The sequence below is a fragment of the Corynebacterium sp. CCM 9204 genome, from assembly GCF_041357695.1.
GTDB lineage: Bacteria > Actinomycetota > Actinomycetes > Mycobacteriales > Mycobacteriaceae > Corynebacterium.
This window is the reverse complement of sequence record NZ_JAUERX010000004.1, coordinates 1-16046: the sequence shown is the minus strand read 5'-3', so window position 1 is coordinate 16046 and position 16046 is coordinate 1. Positions and strand designations below refer to the sequence as shown.

The 16046-nt window shown below is 61.1% G+C and carries 17 protein-coding genes; 9 read left to right on the top strand and 8 right to left on the bottom strand.

Annotated features, from left to right (window positions below):
- The first annotated feature begins 59 nt into the window (after positions 1-59).
- Both QWU43_RS08800 and QWU43_RS08795 read left to right on the top strand, forming a co-directional pair.
- Positions 60-389, top strand: a complete 330-nt coding sequence (locus QWU43_RS08800) for a YbaB/EbfC family nucleoid-associated protein (protein WP_370914711.1) — start codon at positions 60-62, stop codon at positions 387-389.
- 199 nt (positions 390-588) lie between these two features.
- Positions 589-1245, top strand: a complete 657-nt coding sequence (locus tag QWU43_RS08795; protein ID WP_370917644.1) for a recombination mediator RecR — start codon at positions 589-591, stop codon at positions 1243-1245.
- Here the strand turns inward: QWU43_RS08795 and QWU43_RS08790 are convergent.
- From QWU43_RS08790 to QWU43_RS08780, 3 genes are read right to left on the bottom strand one after another with little or no spacing between them, the layout of a single operon-like run.
- Positions 1242-1994, bottom strand: coding sequence for a type 1 glutamine amidotransferase (locus tag QWU43_RS08790; RefSeq protein WP_370914709.1), 753 nt, complete (start codon positions 1992-1994; stop codon positions 1242-1244). The genes QWU43_RS08795 and QWU43_RS08790 overlap by 4 nt on opposite strands.
- Positions 1991-3274: a MurT ligase domain-containing protein gene (locus QWU43_RS08785; RefSeq protein WP_370914708.1), complete on the bottom strand. Its 1284-nt coding sequence runs from the start codon at positions 3272-3274 to the stop codon at positions 1991-1993. Before QWU43_RS08785 ends, QWU43_RS08790 begins: the two co-directional genes overlap by 4 nt.
- A gap of 30 nt (positions 3275-3304) precedes the next feature.
- Positions 3305-4411 carry a DNA polymerase III subunit epsilon gene (locus QWU43_RS08780; RefSeq protein WP_370917753.1) on the bottom strand — a complete coding sequence of 369 codons (1107 nt, stop codon included), beginning with the start codon at positions 4409-4411 and terminating at the stop codon, positions 3305-3307.
- Between the two features lie 55 nt (positions 4412-4466).
- Between QWU43_RS08780 and QWU43_RS08775 the strand changes: the two genes are divergently transcribed.
- On the top strand, positions 4467-5147 hold the full coding sequence (locus tag QWU43_RS08775; RefSeq protein WP_370914707.1) for a TetR/AcrR family transcriptional regulator: 681 nt from the start codon (positions 4467-4469) through the stop codon (positions 5145-5147).
- A 126-nt stretch (positions 5148-5273) separates the two neighbouring features.
- Here QWU43_RS08775 and QWU43_RS08770 read toward each other — a convergent pair whose 3' ends face one another.
- The gene (locus QWU43_RS08770; RefSeq protein ID WP_370917643.1) at positions 5274-5522 is read right to left on the bottom strand and encodes a hypothetical protein; all 249 of its coding nucleotides are present in this window, start codon (positions 5520-5522) and stop codon (positions 5274-5276) included.
- Positions 5523-6135: 613 nt separating this feature from the next.
- Between QWU43_RS08770 and QWU43_RS08765 the strand changes: the two genes are divergently transcribed.
- Both QWU43_RS08765 and QWU43_RS08760 read left to right on the top strand, forming a co-directional pair.
- Positions 6136-6561 (top strand): hypothetical protein, encoded by a 426-nt coding sequence (locus tag QWU43_RS08765; protein WP_370917642.1) that lies wholly within the window; start codon positions 6136-6138, stop codon positions 6559-6561.
- A gap of 20 nt (positions 6562-6581) precedes the next feature.
- Positions 6582-6929, top strand: a complete 348-nt coding sequence (locus tag QWU43_RS08760; RefSeq protein ID WP_370917641.1) for a hypothetical protein — start codon at positions 6582-6584, stop codon at positions 6927-6929.
- 127 nt (positions 6930-7056) lie between these two features.
- Here QWU43_RS08760 and QWU43_RS08755 read toward each other — a convergent pair whose 3' ends face one another.
- Complete coding sequence (locus tag QWU43_RS08755) at positions 7057-7608, bottom strand: recombinase family protein (protein WP_370917640.1); 552 nt, start codon at positions 7606-7608, stop codon at positions 7057-7059.
- 718 nt (positions 7609-8326) lie between these two features.
- On the opposite strand from QWU43_RS08755, the gene QWU43_RS08750 reads away from it, so the two are divergent.
- Entirely contained in the window at positions 8327-8452 is a 126-nt protein-coding gene (locus QWU43_RS08750; protein WP_370914702.1) for a hypothetical protein, read from the top strand.
- 154 nt (positions 8453-8606) lie between these two features.
- On the opposite strand, the gene leuA is transcribed toward QWU43_RS08750, so the two are convergent.
- Positions 8607-10448, bottom strand: coding sequence for a 2-isopropylmalate synthase (gene leuA, locus QWU43_RS08745; protein WP_370914701.1), 1842 nt, complete (start codon positions 10446-10448; stop codon positions 8607-8609).
- 480 nt (positions 10449-10928) lie between these two features.
- On the opposite strand from leuA, the gene QWU43_RS08740 reads away from it, so the two are divergent.
- The gene (locus QWU43_RS08740; protein WP_370917639.1) at positions 10929-11813 is read left to right on the top strand and encodes a GAF domain-containing protein; all 885 of its coding nucleotides are present in this window, start codon (positions 10929-10931) and stop codon (positions 11811-11813) included.
- A 294-nt stretch (positions 11814-12107) separates the two neighbouring features.
- Here the strand turns inward: QWU43_RS08740 and QWU43_RS08735 are convergent, their stop codons facing one another.
- Entirely contained in the window at positions 12108-12230 is a 123-nt protein-coding gene (locus QWU43_RS08735) for a hypothetical protein (protein ID WP_370914699.1), read from the bottom strand.
- A 120-nt stretch (positions 12231-12350) separates the two neighbouring features.
- Positions 12351-13205, bottom strand: a complete 855-nt coding sequence (locus QWU43_RS08730; RefSeq protein WP_370914698.1) for a DMT family transporter — start codon at positions 13203-13205, stop codon at positions 12351-12353.
- 170 nt (positions 13206-13375) lie between these two features.
- On the opposite strand from QWU43_RS08730, the gene QWU43_RS08725 reads away from it, so the two are divergent.
- Positions 13376-14641 (top strand): aspartate kinase, encoded by a 1266-nt coding sequence (locus QWU43_RS08725; protein ID WP_370914697.1) that lies wholly within the window; start codon positions 13376-13378, stop codon positions 14639-14641.
- 75 nt (positions 14642-14716) lie between these two features.
- On the top strand, positions 14717-15748 hold the full coding sequence (locus QWU43_RS08720) for an aspartate-semialdehyde dehydrogenase (RefSeq protein ID WP_370917638.1): 1032 nt from the start codon (positions 14717-14719) through the stop codon (positions 15746-15748).
- Positions 15749-16046: the final 298 nt, after the last annotated feature.

Here is a 16046-nt window from a genome sequence, read left to right as displayed (position 1 = left end):
GTCATGACAGCGTGCGAAGTACCGCACACCAATGGAACCCACACCAGGAAGGTCACTCAATGACTCAGCCCGACATGAACCAGATTCTCCAGCAGGCCCAGGAAATGCAGGCCAAACTTGAAGCCGCCCAGCAGGAGATCTTGGCCTCCAGCGTCGTCGGTGAAGCCGGAAACGGTCTGGTGAAGGCCACCATGACCGGTAACGGCCAGGTCACTGCCGTCACGATCGACCCGAAGGTCGTTGACCCCGAGGACATCGACACCCTTCAGGATCTGATTGTCGGAGCGTACGAGGACGCGCACCGTAAGGTCGCGGAGATCGCCGAAGCCAAGATGGCGCCGCTCTCGCAGGGCTTCAGTGGTGGTGACCTCGGCGGGCTGATGGGCTGATCCTCCCCTCTGCCCGAATTTTCCCACGGAACCCGCCCCACCGCTCCCGCAGAGTGAGGCGGGTTCCGTGCTGCCGGGTGGACGCGTCATTTCGCACTTTGTCCTCGGGCCGTGGCGAACCGTAGTCTGATCAGGGTGTTCGGCCTGCTGTTCAGGTCGGTCAGCATAGTCCATCCCCGAACAGGAAAGAGAAGCGCCGGTGTTTGAAGGACCACTCCAGGACCTCATCGATGAGTTGTCCAGGCTACCTGGCGTGGGGCCGAAGTCGGCGCAGCGCATCGCGTTCCACCTGCTGACCGTCGAACCGGAGGATGTGACCCGGCTGCAGAATGCGCTGGGGGCGGTCCGGGATGGGGTGGCCTTCTGCCGGATATGCTGCAACATCTCGCGGGAGTCGGTGTGCCGGATCTGTGCAGATTCAGGCCGTGACAAGGGTCTGATCTGCGTGGTGGAAGAGCCGAAAGATATCCAGGTCATCGAACGGACCGGTGAGTACAACGGTCGTTATCACGTGCTCGGGGGCGCACTGGATCCGCTGGCGAACATCGGCCCGAAGAACCTGAACATCTCCCCACTGCTGCAGCGCATCGGCGGGGTATTGCCAGATCGTGAACTGGCGGATTCGACGCCGGAGGAACCGAAGTTCGATGACGCGCCGGAGATCACCGAGGTGATTCTGGCTACCGATCCGAACACGGAAGGGGAAGCGACGGCGTCGTATCTGGCGCGTTTGCTGCGGGACTTCCCGGGCCTGACGGTCTCCCGGCTGGCCTCGGGCATGCCGCTGGGCGGGGATCTGGAGTTCGTCGACGAGCTGACGTTGTCCAGGGCGCTCAGCGGTCGGTTGACGCTCTAGCGCAGTCGTTCCGCGCGCAGCTTGTCGACGATGTCGAGGTCCAGCGGAGCGAGGTCCGTGAGCTCGGTACCGAGTGCCCGGGCGAGGATGAGGTCAGCGAGTTGCGGGTTGCGGGCGAGCGCTGGGCCGTGCATGTAGGTGGCGATGACGCTGCCCTGGACGGCCCCTTCTGCGGTGGTCTGCGCGCCGGGATCGTCGGCTCCGGTGGCGCCGTGGGTGTCGCAGTTACCGACACCCCGGGTGACGGTGCCGAGGGGTTCGGCATCGGGACCGAGGATCGTGGCACCCATGTGGTTCTCGAAGCCGGTGAGCGGCTGGTCGAGAGCTGCGCTGATACCTGCGCCGGTGGGCATCGACGCGACCTCACCGATGGTGCGTTGCGCCAGTGTGGAGGTGGTGGCGTCGAGCAGCCCGACACCGTCGACGGTGCGGCCCGCCGCCCGGAAGGAGGTACCCAGCACCTGCAAGCCTGCGCAGATCGCGAGGATTGGCCGCCCGGCGTCCGCCGCCCGACGTAGACCACCGTCGCTGATGAGGTGCTCCGCCGCGAGGATCTGGGCCGTGTCCTCACCGCCACCGAGGCAGTAGGCGTCGAGACTCTGCGGCACCGGGGTGCCGAGAGATACGGTGTGGATCTCTGCCGTGATACCACGCATGCGGGCACGCTGGCGGAGGACCAGGGCGTTGCCGTCGTCACCGTAGGTGCCCAGAACCTCCGGGAGGATGAGGCCGATAGTCATCTGGGTCATTGCTTGTCCTCCGTGAGTTTGGCCAGTGCGCGGCGCAGATCGCGGAAGGCCGTGTAGTTCGCGAGCACCTCGATGCGTCCCTCGGGACAGGCGCGGATCGCGTCGACGGTGTTCTTGACCAGGGTGTGGTCGATGTCGGCGTAGGTGAGCCGGACCGCCAGATCGGTGCCGCGTTCACCAGCGGCGATGACGGAGAGTTCCCCGAAGTCCTCGAAACGGACATCCCAGATCCAGGACAGATCCTCACCGTCGGCGACCTGACCGTTGACGGCGATGACGAGCCCGTCGGCGGTGCGGTCGACCATGCTCAGCGCCTCCTGCCAGCCGGCGGGGTTCTTCGCCAGCAGCATGTGCACGTCACGGCCCTCGAACCGGATGGTGGAGTACCGTCCGGCGACGTTGTCCACCGCCTCCACCGCTGTCAACGCTTCCCCCACGGGGACAGCGTAGTGCCCTGTGGCGGCGGCGATGGCCTGGGCCGCGTTACCCCGGTTCGCAGTACCGGGCAGGGTGAGATTCACGGGATGGGTCGCCCCATCTGGTCCGGTGAGACCGTCGCCGGTGATCGTCCACGCCGGTGTGGGACGGCGGAACTCGCGACCGTCGGGTAGTTGCTTCACGGCATACCAGTCGTCGCCGTCTCGGACGATGTGCCCACCGGTGCGGGGACAGGAGACCGAGTCCCCGTGCCAGCCGTTACCGGCAGCGACCCACACGACGTTCGCTGCGTCGTAGGCGACAGACGTCATCAGCACGTCATCACAGTTCGCGATGACGGTCATGTCCGGATTGTCGGTGACGCACTGCCGCAGCGCGCGTTCGATGGAGTTGATCTCCCCGACGCGGTCGAGCTGATCGCGGGTCAGATTGAGCAGCACCAGGCAGTCGGTGCGGAGCCGACGCGTCACACCGGGCACGTGCAGTTCATCGCATTCAAGGACGATGTGGCTGGCGTCGCGCCCGCCGAGCAGCGCGGAGATGATGCCGGCGTCCATGTTGTCGCCGCCCTCATTGGTCACCACGTCGAACCGGGTACGGAGCGCGGCGACGAGCATGCGGGTGGTGGTGGACTTACCGTTGGTGCCAGTGATCAGGGTGACGGGGCGGCCTTTGCCGAGCCCCTCCATGATCGCGGGATCAATGGCGCCGGCGACGAGGCCGCCGATCATGCCGCCCGCGCCACGTCCGGTGGCCCGTGACGCCGCCGTCGCGGCCGTCGCCGCGAGGGTGGCGACGGTGGTGCGCAACCGCTTCACGGGTGCTGGGAGGTTGAGTTTCATTCTGCCGAGTCTACCGCCCGATGCTACTGGTCACTCCCGGGTGCCCGGTACGATGTCGCCGCCGACGATTTCAAGGAAAGCGGAATCGCTGATCAGTGGGATGCCCTTGCGCGCGGCGTGCATCGCCTTCCCGGACAGGTCGGTGGTCTGGTTGCACACGACGAGACTCGTGGCGCGGGTCAGCTTCTCAGAGTAGTTGAGGTTCGCGCCGACCGCTGCAGCGATGATGTCGTCCGGATCGGCCGCGATCTCCGGGGAGACGACAATTTCCATGCCCTCGGTCAGCGGTGTGCCGCGCTGCCAGGGGCCGGGGTTGATGAAGCGGCGTTCCGCATCGGCGGCATCGACGCGGAGGTGGCTACGTTGCAGACCGAAGCGGTCACTGTGGAGGTTGCCGGGGTCCAGGCGCGCGAAGGGGCGTTGCTCATCGAGGGCCGCTGGGCCACCGTAGGCGTCGAAGAAGAGCTGCGCGATGAGCCGGTTGTCGGTGCGGGTGTGTTCGGATTCGCGAATATCCGCTCGTTCCACGGATGCCACTGGCGTCGGCGCATCAAGTCCGAGGGTACGGGCGACACCTCGGATCCGGGTGTCATCGAGTTGGACCGACCGCCTGCGGGCGGTCGCGAGTGTGTCGATGATCGCCACGGGTCGGGGCACATGCCCGGGTCTGCGCTTACGGCCCCGGGCCCGACGGCCTCGGTTCGTCCGGTTGGTGTTGCTCCGGATGGCACGCCGGGACTCGGAGACGATGAATCCCCAGACCCGGGGCGCGTTGTGGACCAGGAGGGTACGGCCGTCGATGAGCCTGGTCACCGAGCGCAGAGCGTTGTCGAATCGCTGTCCGGAACGGATCTCTGCGAAACTCAGGCCATGGAGATGGGGAGGGCCGGGATCCGTACCCGGGTTGAGGACTGCGTGGTAGGAATCGACCTCATCGCCGGTGGGTGAGTAGGTGACAAGGTCGATGGCGACGAGGCGTGCGGTGCTGGGGTGGATGCCCGTGGATTGGATCGCCGCAACGACATATGGCGCGGCGGCGATCTCCGCAGCGCGATCGCGCTGGCGTTGTGCGCGGTCCCGGTTGTCTCCGGAGCGCTCGTTCGCGCTGTCTGTGGTGTCGGGCATCGTCGTTGTCATCACCTCCATCATAGGCTCAATGGTGGTGAGGTCGGTGCGCAGGTATCGGGGATTCATGACTAATCTGGACGGCATGATCCCGATGAGTTCTCCCCACCACCCGGTGCGCCGGGTAGGACGTAAGACGGGCCCGAAGCCCAGTTTTTCGGTCGAGGATGTTGTGGATGCTGCGTTGGAGATCGGTATTGCGCGTTTCACCCTGGCTGAGGTGGCGAAGCAGATTGGGGTATCGACGTCGGCGGTGTATCGCGTGTTCGATAGCAGAGATGATCTCGTTGATGCGTGTCTGGCGCATGGAGCGGCGTCAGTGGAGTGGCCGGACGCCGCCGCTGGATCGTGGCAGGAACTGCTGAGACAGTGGGCGGAGACGACGTGGATGGTGTGTGAGCGGTATCAGGGTCTGGATCAGGTTCTGTTCACGTTCCCCGGGGCGTTTCGTCACATCCAGGGAATCGCCAGGACGCTCGTCGATGCGCTTCATGAATTTGGGTTCACTGAATCCCAGGCTCTGTTCGCACTGGATTTCATCGGGGACACGGTGATATCCACGCACATCAGCATTTCTACGATGCGAGGCACGGGGGAGGACGGCCGGACAGGGTTTGAGAAGTTGGTCGAGGTGGCGCAGGAGGATGATGCGTTCAAGCCACAGGAGTCCTGGATCGGGAGGGGATTCCTGGACTCGAAGCTCGATTTCATCATCGCGGGTCTGGAGGATCGGCGACCGGAGGTGTAACCGGGTTTATCTGTGCCAGCAAGAAGAACGACACCTCACCCCGGTTCGTGACCGGGATGAGGCGTTTCTTTGGGACGTGAAAAGCCCCCAGTGGCGTTGCTGGGGGCTTTTTGGAGGGAGGGAGGGTTACTTGTCTGCGGTGGTTTTCTTCGCTGCGGCCGGCCGGGTGGTTTTCCTGGCGGTCTTCTTGGCCGGGGTGGCGGCTTTGGCACTGGCCAAGATGGTGTCGATGGTGGCTTGCATCCGCGACAGCTCGGCCTGGTGCCTTTCCTCGTCACGCTGCCGTTCGGTTTCCAGCATCTCGGCTTTGGTCTCGCCGCGCTCCTGGACGCGGGTTATCTCGGTAGTCAGCCCCCCCGTGTCAGATTGGCGCACAGCCCTCTAGCTGTGGTGATGTGTGGCTGCCTGAAGCCGGGTTTTCCGGTGATCCTGTTTTCCCTGTTCGTCCCACTGTGACAAGTTGGCAGTCAGCCTCTGACCTGCATAGGTGGGGCGATTGCCGGCGGACGGCATTTCGCCAATGTGAAGCCCGTTTTATGGGCGGGTGCGGCGGCTTCTTTCCCGGCTGGTGAGAGTGATAACGCCTGTCTGGTCTTCCCGATGGTGGCGAATGGAAAAGCGCTGTTCGGTCAACTATGACATTTTGGCAGTCATGTCCTGGCCTGATAGCTGGTCGAGTGTGGACCATTTTCAAGATGTCGAGAAAGCCCCCGTTACCAGTTCTATCCGGCAGTAGAATAGTCCGAATAGGGGGTGGTTCGGGGGTGATTTTATACACGCACCTATTGGAAATCTGTTTCCAAACGTAATAGGTTCTTGACTGCCGGGGACGACAAGTATTCTCGACCGGAAAGGCGTGATCGTGATGCAATTTGGGTATGCCCGACCGTGTCGGCATACGGTGAAGACGAGACGTTGTGTGGTAGTGGCAATTACGGCCATCTCTCTCGCAAGTGGATTCATCGTGCCAGCCAACGCAGGCGTTTTGATGACTGACCGTGCAGGTAATACGACGGCGGCCGGGGACCGTTCCGAAGATGCAAATTTGGCCACTATAGAAGAAGCTCTTACTTGGCTTGGTGATGCGAGTCCGGAAGAGATACGTAAGGCTTATGAAAATAGGAATGCTGTGGAGGAAGAGCGTGGAATCCCACTTCCTGGCCCTACAGCGATTGTCGGATGTGTTCTCAATGCCGCGTGGGTGTTCCGTGACGGCTACGATGCGGATCGAATCTACTATCAATTAGCGGACCTTGTTATGGGATGTGCTGGCATCCCATTCGCTTCCGCTTTGACTACGAAAGTCGCGAAGCTGATTTGGCAGAACCGTCAACGGATCGCAGCCGCGCTGGGTGTCGTCGGCATCACAGCAGCCCAGCTTGCTCCGTTCTTGAATGCACCTGAGCCAGAATGATGCGGTCCGGGTCTGTTGCGGTGGCCACTGTAATACTGGCCACCATTGGTTCATTGTCGCTGGCTCTGGCCTACTTTGGCGGCGGCTCTGGTGCCTCGTCCTTCGAGTATTGGTACTTCTCGGCGTCGACCACGATGGCGGCGAGTGCTGTACTTGCCTACCAGTACTGGAAGTGGCGTCTCCCCGACGGTGATGGCCGGGGAGAGCCGGTAGTCATCGCAGCGATCTGTGGTCTCTTCGCGATTGGTTGCGTGGTCACCGCTGTGCTGGATCTCCAAGCAAAAGGGATGGTCACGTTCTTTTCGATTGGTGTGGCGGCCAGTGTGCTGGCAGCTTCAAACGTAGCGTGGAAACACCGCCGTTCGTAAACCGTCGCGGCCAGTATTTGCGCGGGAATGGCCTAGTTGAACCGTTGCCGAGCACTAGAGCAATAACGAAAAATGGGAAAAGCCCCCAGAACACCCTTGGGGGCTTTTCCCATTTTTCGTTATGGGGCTACTGCTGGTTGAGAGCGGTGATGATGGCAGTGCGGCTGACTCCGAACAGTTCAGCCAATCGCCGTTGGGATTCCCCGGCTGCGTGTAGCTCGCGGGCGCGGTCGGCCTGGGCGGGGGTTAAGGCTTTGGGGCGGCCACCGATCCGGCCTCGTTTGCGTGCGGCTTCTAGTCCTTGCATGGTGTGTTGCCTGAGCCGGTCGGCTTCTAGCTCGGCAAGGGATGCGGCGAGCCGGTAGAAAAATTTTCCTTCACTGGTTGATGTGTCCACCCCGAGTCGAAGAATTTTCAACCGCACTCCACGCTGTTGAAGTTCCTCGGCGGTGTGAATGATCTCTACGGTGGTGCGCCCTAGCCGGTCTAGATCGCACACCACAAGGGTGTCGCCCTCGCTAAGCACTTCAAGACATGCCTGAAAGTTCGGGCGCTGCATCGTGCGCCCGGTGTAGTGGTCCGTGTAGATGTGCTCGACACCAGCGGCTGTTAGTTCGTCTGTTTGCCGGTCGGTTTTCTGCGTCCTGGTCGATACCCTCGCATACCCGTAAACACTCACACCCCGACCCGACCGGTTAACGGCCGGGGTTTAACAGACCGCCCAACAGGTAAAACAGTAGCCGGTTTACGCGCGTCTACAAGTGGCTCTAAAACGATGGGTTTAACGCCAGTGAAAGAAGAAAAGGGGCGCTTCTTTCTCTCTGTTGTGTCACGTTCCGGTGCGTTGTCCTGTGCTGTGTCTCCACCATTGTCACGGCCCAACCGGAGCGAAGCGGAGGACGGGAGCGCGCGTTAAAGGCGGGGGGAGTCGCTACTTGTTGCCGGTTTGTGGGTTAGTGTGCTGCCGATAGTGTGGCCGGTTTTGTGTCCGTAGGTGGTCCGGTGTCGCGACTTTTTGTGGCACGGATCGGTCTTGTTGTGCTCGCCGGAGGCGACCGTCTGCGGCGGAAAAAGTGGGTAACTTTTGCTTCGAAGTGTGCCAGTTATCTGTGCGTGAAGTGCTTCGTAGTGTCGTAGCGGCGTGCGTTTTTCATGCGGTGTGCGCGTTCCTCTGGCGTGCCAGGTGTGCGCGTGCGAATGGTCTGATCCCGTGCCCCTTCGCCTGCTGCGTGCCTGCCCTGCACTGCCCACTGAGATTCTTGTGGGGATACCGGGGAAGTGTAAACATGTTTACATGAGTGGGTTGTGAGTCTTCGGCTTACGGATGATGAGAAAAACCGGTTGGATGCACTGGCGGAAAAACAGGATGCCCGCGTGCGTTCTACATCCGTGAAGCGTTGGGTAAGTACCTTGACGAGTTGGAGCATGTCTACTCGGTGCGTGCCGAGCATGAAGCCGCGCGCCGCCGGGAGCGTGCGACTGTCTCACTCGAAGAGCGTGAGCGAGAGCGGTTGGAGGATTGAGTTCACCCCACACCCCAAGTACCCGTACAAAAAGAAAAGCAGACTCAACACGTGGTGTTGGGTCTGCTGTATGAAGTAGTCGGCCTTGATGATCCCCGCGTTCGTGGTCAAGTCGAGGCGTGTGGGTGACGCCGTTTGGTTCTGTAAGGTGCGGTTACGCTCCGGTGAATGCGGGGGCTTTTGCGTTCGCCCGGTTGACGGCGGAGGTAATGGCCTTCAGTGATGCGTAGGTGATGGAGCCCGCGATTCCGACGCCCCAGACACGGGTGCCGTTGACATCGGCGTAGATGTAGGCCGCGGCTTCGGCGTCGTCACCGGCACTGCGGGCGTGCTGGCTGTAGTCCTGCACCTCAACATCAATGCCCAGTGCTTCGAGGGCGTTGGCGTAGGCAGCGACGGGGCCGTTGCCGTGGCCCGTGACCGTCTTCTCCTCACCATTGTGGATGACGTGTGCGGTGATGGAGGCCTGGTCGTTTTCGGTTTCGGCGGCGTCGACGCGCACCGAGACCTGTTCCAGCGGGGTTCGCTGATCCAGGTATTCACCGGCGAAGATGTCCCACATGCTCTTCGAGTTGACTTCGCCGCCTTCGGCGTCGGTGACGGCCTGCACCGCGGCGGAGAACTCCACCTGCATCGGGCGGGGCAGTGCGATGCCGTGGTCGGTCTTCATGATGTAGGCGACGCCGCCCTTGCCAGACTGGCTGTTGACGCGGATCACAGCCTCGTAGGTACGGCCGACGTCACGCGGGTCGATGGGCAGGTACGGCACCTCCCAGACTGATCCGCGCAGTTCCTCGGGAGAGACGTCGGTGTGTGTTGCGCCCGCGCGGACACCGGCGGCCATGGCGTCCAGGCCCTTGTTGATGGCGTCCTGGTGGGAACCCGAGAACGCGGTGAAGACCAGGTCGCCACCGTAGGGGTGCCGCTCGGGCACACGGAGCTGGTTGCAGTACTCCACCGTGCGGCGAATCCGGTCGATGTCCGAGAAGTCGATCTGCGGGTCGACGCCCTGGGTGAACATGTTCAGACCCAGGGTGACCAGGCAAACGTTGCCGGTGCGCTCACCGTTGCCGAACAAGCATCCCTCGATGCGGTCCGCACCGGCCATGTAGCCCAGCTCGGCTGCTGCGACACCCGTACCCCGATCGTTGTGCGGGTGCAGGGAGAGGATAACCGAATCCCGCTTCGCCAGGTTCCGGTGCATCCACTCGATGGAGTCGGCGTAGACGTTCGGGGTGATCATCTCCACTGTGGAGGGCAGGTTCAGGATCACCGGGTTCTCCGGGGTCCCCTCCAGGACATCGACGACGGCGTCGCACACCTCCTTGGCGTAGGCGACCTCGGTGCCGGAGAAGGACTCGGGGGAGTACTCCCACCGCCAGTTGGTGCCCGGGTAGTCGGCGGCCAGGGACTTGACCAGTTCCGCAGCATCCGTCGCCAGCTTCTTGATCTGCTCCTTATCCTTGCGGAACACTACGCGGCGCTGCAGCTTGGAGGTGGAGTTGTAGAAGTGCACGATGACGTTCTTCGCGCCCTCGCACGCCTCGAACGTGCGCCGAATCAGGTGCTCGCGGGCCTGCACCAGTACCTGGATCGTCACGTCATCCGGGATGCGGTTGTTCTCGATGATGTCACGGACGAAATCGAAATCCGTCTGGGATGCGGAGGGAAAACCGACCTCGATCTCTTTGAACCCCATCTCTACGAGCAGTTCGAACATGCGGCGCTTGCGTTCCGGGCTCATCGGGTCAATCAGTGCCTGGTTGCCGTCACGCAGATCCACCGCACACCACTGCGGGGCGCGGGTGATGCGCTGGTCAGGCCAGGTGCGGTCCGGCAGGCTGATCGGCTCCACTTCCTCGTGGAAGGGCTGGTAGCGGTGGATCGGCATATCGGATCCGCGCTGCATGTTCCAGGAGGCCTGATCTTCGGCACGCGGGCCGGAGGGGGTGTTGATGGTTGCGGGAGCTGAGATGAATGCGTCAGAGGGAGCCATGAGAGTTCAATCCTTTGTTGGACCCTTATATGAGGGCCGGTCGGTTGTGGTGGTGAAGTCACGACCGGCGGCAGAACTCTACTCCGCGACGGGGTGCCGGTCGTGTCAGACCTTGTTCCACCCGCCGCGGCGGCTAAGGAGAAGCGCTCGCTGCATGGGGCATACGGTACAACAGAACCTCGATTTTGGGAGAGCAATTCCACTATATGGACATTGCGACATATTCAGAGTGTGGGGGTCCTCGCCGTGCGGTCATCATTTTTCCTGGTCAGGCCTTTTTTACGGCATCTAAACGTATTTGCTCACCGCTGTGTTCTGAACATGTCGTCGCCATAAAATCTGTGCACGGGTGTGGTGCGGGGGTGACGGATGGTTCGTTCGATGAAAGGGAATGGACTGCAATGCCTCAAGGATGCAGACTTGCTAAGGGGATGATTTGGCCAGGGCGGCGGTTGTTATGAAGGCAAATGGAGGTGAGTGGTGGGCGACGAGAAAAAAACCCTGCAGGAACGGATATCCGGGTTTCTTACTGATGCGCCTGAGTGGCTGACCACAGCGTGTGTGACGATTGGGCCTTCGGTTACTTTCTACGTTCTCGGGAACGATGGCCGGACGTGGATGGTCATTCTCGGTGTCTTGTCTCTGCTTATCGGGTTGGCGCTTATCAGCCTTCGCTCTAAGCAGCAGAAAGACCTGCGCGAGAAGCTCTCCAAGCAGCAGAAAGACCTGCGCGAGAAGCTCTCCAAGCAGCAGAAGGATCTACGGGAGGAGATGCAGTCGGAGGTTGCGAAGCAGATTGAACAGGACGACAAGGCATTCCGCTGGGCGATGAACGAGCTGTCAGGCGCGATCCTGAAGACTGCGGATGGAATGAGCGATATGAGTGAGGAGCCGCTTCGCCTCCAGATGGAATCTGTGCGGAAGCTCATCCTGAACATGATTCGCCAGGACCTGGGGCCGACTGACGGGGTCCGTGCCTGTCTGTTCACGGTTAATCCTGATCGGTTGTCGTTGTCCGCCTGGCAGGAGGATGGCCGGACCCGCGGAAAACTGTCGGACCGTGTGTTTCAAAGGGGAGACAAGACTTTTGCAGACTCTATCAAGGGTATCAATAGGTTTGAGAGAGATACTCTTAACACTGGTGTACATGAAGAGTATGGTAATGGGTATCAGACTTTCGCCACGTGGCCGTTGCTAATCAGAGGTACCCTCTACGGGATACTCACCATTGATGCGCCCGCTGCTGGTGATATAACCGACCATGATGTGGATATGTTCCGCACCTTCGCTGCGGTGATGTCATTGACATTCGCCGTGGAGAAGAGTGCCCCCGGTATCCGGGCCGACACAGACGGTGCCGCTTGACGGACGATTGGTGTGTGGCATGGGATAATCGGAGGCAGAGCCTACTTTTTTGAGGAAGTGCACAGTGGACAACAGATCACGACCGACCGATGAGATGCTGCTGAGTAGGATGCGTCTGCTGGAGTGTGATCCGGAACGGTACTACCGAGAGTTTCCGCGTGTGCCGTTCGGTTTTCAAGAGACTCGGCGCCCGCGAACTCAGGTGCAGGAGCAGCATCCGAAGGTTTGAGCGACTCGGACGATTGAACCCCACCCCGGTATTCCTGGTGGGGTTCAGCCGTCTGGTGTGTTGTTTTATGCGGAGCCGGTTGCTGCCCGGACCCAGTCGATGAACGCGACGTAGGCGTCGATGGCGGCGGAGCCTGTGTCGCGGAGGCCCTCGACGACGACGGGGACGGGAATCGGGATGATGATCATGGTTCTCCTGTGGGGTTCATGCGGTGGGGCGGGGATACACCGGTTCCTTATAGTCATTGGGGTGGAATCGGTGAGCGGCTCTGTCTGTGCTGATTCTATCGGTTGTTCCGTCTGCATGTGTTAGCTGACTCCGCGGCGGGAGAGCAGGAATGTGGAGACGATCATGGCGAGAAGTGCGAGGGCCATCCATGTCCAGTCGAATCCGCTGACGGAGAATGTCTCTCCGAGGACGGTGTAGCCGAGGGCGAACGCGAAGATGGGTTCAGTGACGGTCATGGCTGGGAGGGACTGTTGGAGTGCTCCCGCGTTGAAGGAGGATTGTTGGACGGCGGTACCCAGGATCGCTCCGCCGAGTAGTGCGTAGGATTCCCAGCTCAGCAGGATTCCGGTGAATCCCTGGTGAACGAAGACGTCGACGAAGGCCTTCGAGAGTACGGCGACGTATCCCATGACTCCACCGGTGACCACGCCGAGGAGGAGGGCTTTCTGTCGCCGGACCCGCGTGTAGGCGAGTCGGTTGATGATGTAGAGCAGCAGACCGCCGACCGCGAGTGCGGGAAGCCAGCGTTCAAGTGGAGGTTCGAGGAGTCCCGGTCGTGGTTTGCCGTGGATGACGAGGACTGCGACGGCGATGGTGAGGACGAGTGACCAGAAGGTTTCCGCTTTGCTGATACGGCGTCCGTCGTAGACCGCGGACATGGGGAACGTGAACATGAGGGAGAGTACGAGGACGGGCTGGACCACGAGAAGAGTCCCGAATGCGAGTGCCGCGATCTGTAGCGCGTAGCCGAGGAGCGCCGCGAAGGTTCCGGCCCACCACAGGGGCCGGGTTATCACCGCGAGGATCGGTGTGTTCCGGAGTGTCGTGCCGTCACCCGGGGCCTCTTCCGCTACCCGGTGGCGGATGACGGTTCCCCAGGCGATGGTCAGGGCGGAGGCGAGGGCGAACAACACTGCGATGACGTTGTTGTGCACCCGTTCCACGCTAGCGGATGCACTTGATGACGCCCATTCGTGTGAGCTCCATACTGTTGTCGGCGGGTTTCCGGGCGGCAGTGGTGTGCCCGTGGAATACAGTGATGGTGCTGCCTAGTACGATGGTGTTGACTATTTTGCAACAGACATGAAAACCGAGAGGTGACGCGGTGGCACTGGTCGTCCAGAAATATGGTGGTTCCTCGCTGGAGAGCGCTGAACGCATCCGACGTGTGGCTGAGCGGATCGTCGCCACGAAGAAGCAGGGAAACGACGTTGTCGTGGTCTGCTCCGCCATGGGTGACACCACTGATGAGTTCCTTGATCTGGCAGCGCAGGTAAACCCGGTTCCGCCGGCGCGTGAAATGGACATGCTGCTCACTGCAGGTGAGCGTATTTCAAATGCGTTGGTGGCTATGGCCATTGAGTCGTTTGGTGCCAAGGCCCAGTCCTTCACTGGTTCCCAGGCGGGTGTGCTCACGACGGAGCGGCACGGCAATGCCCGTATCGTGGATGTCACGCCTGATCGGGTTCGGGAGGCTCTGGATGAGGGTTTCATCTGTTTGGTCGCAGGTTTTCAGGGGGTTAACAAGGACACCCGGGACGTGACTACGCTCGGTCGCGGCGGTTCTGACACCACTGCGGTGGCTCTCGCTGCGGCCCTCAACGCTGATGTCTGTGAGATCTATTCAGACGTTGACGGGGTCTACACGGCTGATCCCCGTATCGTGAAGAATGCCCGCAAACTCGATCATCTGTGTTTTGAGGAGATGCTTGAACTCGCGGCGGTCGGGTCGAAGATCCTGGTGCTGCGCAGTGTTGAGTACGCTCGTGCATTCGGCGTCCCGATCCGGGTACGCTCGTCCTACAGCAACGATCCCGGCACTCTCGTGACCGGTTCAATGGAGGATATTCCCGTGGAAGAAGCAGTTCTCACCGGCGTCGCAACCGATCTTTCCGAAGCTAAGGTCACCGTCCTCGGAATCCCCGATTCGCCAGGCGAAGCAGCCCGAGTATTCCGCGTGCTCGCCGACGCCGAAATCAACATCGACATGGTCTTGCAGAATATCTCGTCTCTGGAGGACAACCGCACCGACATCACATTCACCTGCCCACGATCCGATGGGCCGCGCGCGGTGGAACTGCTGAAGAAGCTGCAGGCGGAGGATGCCTGCGAGAATGTCCTGTACGACGATCAGATCGGCAAAGTCTCCCTCGTCGGTGCGGGAATGAAGTCCCACCCTGGGGTCACTGCCGTATTCTGTGAGGCACTGCGCGACGCGGGCGTCAACCTTGAACTGATCTCGACGTCGGAGATCCGGATCTCGGTGCTTATCCGGGAAACTGACGTGGAGGCTGCTGCCCGTGCACTCCACGATGCTTTCGAACTGGGCGGCGATACCGAAGCTACCGTCTACGCCGGTTCCGGGCGTTAGTTATCTTCACCACTTGACCGGCATTGAGTGCCTTCGGCCGGTTGTTCCCATGTAAAAACAAGGAGTTCTGATTCCATGACCACCCTAGCCGTCGTTGGCGCCACCGGACAGGTTGGCCGCGTCATGCGGGCCATCCTTGAAGAACGTAATTTTCCGTTGGACGGTATTCGTTTCTTCGCGTCCTCCCGTTCCGCGGGCACTGTCCTCCCGTTCCGTGGAGAAGACATCAAGGTGGAGGACCTCGCAGAGGTAACTGAGGAATCGCTGAAGGGCATTGACATCGCACTGTTCTCGGCCGGGGGGTCGACCTCGAAGAAGTATGCCCCCGTGTTTGCTGCTGCTGGAGCTACGGTCGTGGATAATTCCTCGGCCTGGCGCAAGGATGACGAAGTACCGCTGATCGTCTCTGAGGTGAATCCGGAAGCCCGGGACGGATTGGTTAAGGGCATTATCGCGAACCCCAACTGCACAACCATGGCTGCGATGCCGGTTCTCAAGCCATTGCACGACGCTGCGGGACTCGTTCGCTTGCATGTGTCCTCCTATCAGGCTGTCTCCGGATCGGGTCTAGCCGGCGTGGAGGCGCTCGCGGATCAGACCGCAGCCGTCGGGGCCCGGGCTACCTCCCTGGCGCTGGACCCTGGAGCTGTGGCGCCTGCCGACACCACGCCCTATGTTGCTCCGATCGCGTTCAACGTCGTTCCTCTGGCAGGGAACCTCGTCGAGGATGGCTCGGAGGAAACCGATGAGGAGCAAAAGTTACGCAACGAGTCCCGAAAGATTCTGGGTATCCCGGATCTTAAGGTGGCGGGAACCTGTGTACGGGTACCTGTGTTCACTGGTCACACCCTGACGATTCACGCTGAGTTTGATCGGCCCATAACGCCTGCGGAGGCGACGGACCTGCTCAAGGATGCGCCCGGGGTAACGGTTGTTGATGTACCTACGCCCCTGGCAGCGACGGGTGGTGACGACTCTCTGGTCGGTCGTATACGACAGGATCAGAGCATCGACGGAGACAGGGGACTAGTCCTGGTTGTCTCCGGGGATAATCTTCGTAAGGGCGCGGCATTGAACACGGTTCAGATCGCGGAGCTGCTGATCTAAATAGTTGCGCAGGGTGGTGGATTGTGGGGGTTGATCCGCCGATGAGTCTCTGTTTTCTTTTCCTTCGGGAGGGAACTTTCACATGATGACGGGGAGGGGCGGACACCTTTGGGTGTCCGCCCCTCCCCGTCATGGCGCTTTGTGGGTGCATTCTTTTTGTGTGAGGGTGCCTCGGTGCGATCTTCCGCGCTCTGATGAGAGTGCCTTTGGGATGTCGCCTATTTCCGACGCTTGCTTAGTGGGGGGCGGGTTAGCGAGTGGTTGTCTTACTGGAAGCTATCTTTGGGTCCTCATAAGG

Excerpts from the sequence above, each read along its gene's own strand:
- QWU43_RS08775 (WP_370914707.1), top strand. The coding sequence starts at position 4,467 with ATGACTAATCTGGACGGCATGATCCCGATGAGTTCTCCCCACCACCCG.
- QWU43_RS08785 (WP_370914708.1), bottom strand. The coding sequence starts at position 3,274 with ATGAAACTCAACCTCCCAGCACCCGTGAAGCGGTTGCGCACCACCGTC.
- leuA (WP_370914701.1), bottom strand. The coding sequence starts at position 10,448 with ATGGCTCCCTCTGACGCATTCATCTCAGCTCCCGCAACCATCAACACC.
- QWU43_RS08790 (WP_370914709.1), bottom strand. The coding sequence starts at position 1,994 with ATGACCCAGATGACTATCGGCCTCATCCTCCCGGAGGTTCTGGGCACC.
- QWU43_RS08780 (WP_370917753.1), bottom strand. The coding sequence starts at position 4,411 with ATGACAACGACGATGCCCGACACCACAGACAGCGCGAACGAGCGCTCC.
- QWU43_RS08720 (WP_370917638.1), top strand. The coding sequence starts at position 14,717 with ATGACCACCCTAGCCGTCGTTGGCGCCACCGGACAGGTTGGCCGCGTC.
- QWU43_RS08800 (WP_370914711.1), top strand. The coding sequence starts at position 60 with ATGACTCAGCCCGACATGAACCAGATTCTCCAGCAGGCCCAGGAAATG.
- QWU43_RS08765 (WP_370917642.1), top strand. The coding sequence starts at position 6,136 with ATGACTGACCGTGCAGGTAATACGACGGCGGCCGGGGACCGTTCCGAA.
- QWU43_RS08735 (WP_370914699.1), bottom strand. The coding sequence starts at position 12,230 with ATGATCATCATCCCGATTCCCGTCCCCGTCGTCGTCGAGGGCCTCCGC.